We start from the raw sequence: 1,955 nt of genomic DNA on the forward strand, positions 1-1,955 counted from the left end.
CCACCAGGCCGTGGACTTTTTGCCTACCAGCACGCGCTCCACTTCAAACATCGTTTTCTTTAGCGCACGGCTCGCCCGCCACGTCACTTCCACCGTGCCGGCATCGGTATCAATCACCAACGTATCAATCACCGCCTGCACCGTCTCGTGCCCGCCTTTTTTCAGAAAAAACGTTACCGGCACCTGCATGCTTGGCACCTTGAACCCGGCCCGCTCTTGCCGGGTCAGGCACAGCAGCAGCACATCCTCGCCACCTTTGAGGTGCTCGGTTTGTTGGTCCAGCGGCGCGGCCTGGTAGTAGCGGTTGTCGAAGTCCGCTGGCAAAAACGGAAAGCAGTCGGCCAGCCAGGCGTCGTCGTAGGTGCCGGCAAAACCGATGCGTGGCGGCCAGCTGCGGCCTATCGGGCCGAGGGCCATGGGGGTGAAGTCGCCGTGGGGGTTGTCTACCGGCTGGCCAAGCATTTCGGTGTTGGGCATGGGCATGCCGACGATATCGGCAGTGCCGCTGCTTTTCGGAAACCAGCCGCGACCACAGGTGTTGGCCGGGTAGCCGTCGTTGAGTTCGGGGTTATTGGCCACCGGTACGCTGCCGCCAAAGGCATGGCTATAGCCGATGTCTTGCTCAGTGAACGCTTGCGCCACGCCAGCGCCGGCGCCGATCAGGCCGGGTTGCCATTGGCGGTTGCCGTAGACGGTGAAGGCTTTACTCACGCGGCCGACGCGAATGCCCGCGGTCAGTTGAGTAACCGCCCTGCCCTCTGGTGCGTAAGCCTTGCCGGTGACCAACACATCGCAAAACGGTTTGATCGGGGCAAAGTCCATTTCCCGCAGCGGTGCGCTCAGGCCGGGCTCGCCGGCGTATTCGTCGGCCATTAGCAACGGGCGTTGTACAGCCGCCAGCGTGGCTTCGCGGCCATCCAGCGGTAAATCAAAAGTGCCCTTGGCAACCACCACCAGCGACTCACGTCCGTCCGGGGCCAGGCCTTGGGTGTAGGCGGCGACCAGGCCGGTCGCGTTAAGCAGTTCCATGACGGGCTCTTTTAGTTGATCTGCACCGAACCGCCTTTAATGCGGTTCACGCCCGTGGAGCGGCTGCTCAAGTAGGTGCCGCGCACAATCACTTTGCCCTCGCGGGTCAGGGTAATGCTGGCTTTGCCGCAGCGCAGGACAATTTCCTTCTCGGCGGAAAACTCCAGGCGTTCGCCATCGATATGGGCCACAGCTGCCGGTTGGGCAGTTTGCGGCAGGCGTTGGATACGGCCGATCACCAGTGGCTGGCTAGGGTCGCCGCCAACAAACATCAGCGCCACTTGGGTGCCGATATCGTCGCGAGTCAGCTGTGTGGTGGTGGTCGCGGCGATGCCGGTTTCGCTCGGGCAGCCGGGGAATGCCACCACGGGCGAGGCGGCCTGTGGCACATCAAGCAAGATGCCAATCACCACGCCATCCAAACGGGTGGCGGCGGCAGACGCCGGGGTGAAATGCTGGACTGTCATGCGCTTCTCCGTTCTAAGCCTGGGCTTAGTTCTGCAAAATTTTCGAGCCTTTGACCACCACGTTTTTGCTGGCCTTGACGTTGATGGCGCCAGAGCCGTCGATGGTGATGTTTTTACCGCTGATAACGATGGTGCCGTCTTTTTTCATGCTGATGCTCGCCGCGCCCGTGCTCAGGGTAATGGAGTCACCAGCGTCCAGGGTGTAGTGCTTGCCCACGGTCAGGCTGTTGTCTTTGCCGACGTCGGTGCTGCGGCTCTGGCCGATGCTGCGGCTTTCGTCTTTGCCAATTTTGGTGGTCTGGTTACTGCCGATACTGATGTCTTCATTACTGCCGACGTCTTCTTTGCGGTTGGCACCAATGCTGATGGTTTCATCGCTGCCGACTTTTTCCGTGCGGTTAGCGCCAATGCTGATGGTTTCGTCGCTGCCGACTTTTTCCGTGCGGTTGGCGACAATGG

At 61.0% G+C, this 1,955-nt stretch carries 2 protein-coding genes and 1 pseudogene; all 3 read right to left on the reverse strand.

The features are described 5' to 3' along the window. On the reverse strand, positions 1-1,029 hold a 1,029-nt coding region (locus tag AAAB16_RS07370; protein WP_340662761.1), incomplete at its 3' end, for a DUF2169 domain-containing protein. A gap of 11 nt (positions 1,030-1,040) precedes the next feature. Continuing rightward, a complete protein-coding gene (locus tag AAAB16_RS07375; RefSeq protein ID WP_340662762.1) occupies positions 1,041-1,496 on the reverse strand; it encodes a DUF6484 domain-containing protein in 456 nt (151 codons plus the stop codon). A gap of 25 nt (positions 1,497-1,521) precedes the next feature. Further along, a pseudogene (locus AAAB16_RS07380) lies at positions 1,522-1,955 on the reverse strand (type VI secretion system tip protein VgrG); the annotation flags it as partial.

Origin of the sequence: Pseudomonas sp., from assembly GCF_037994325.1 — a bacterium.
Taxonomy (GTDB): domain Bacteria; phylum Pseudomonadota; class Gammaproteobacteria; order Pseudomonadales; family Pseudomonadaceae; genus Aquipseudomonas.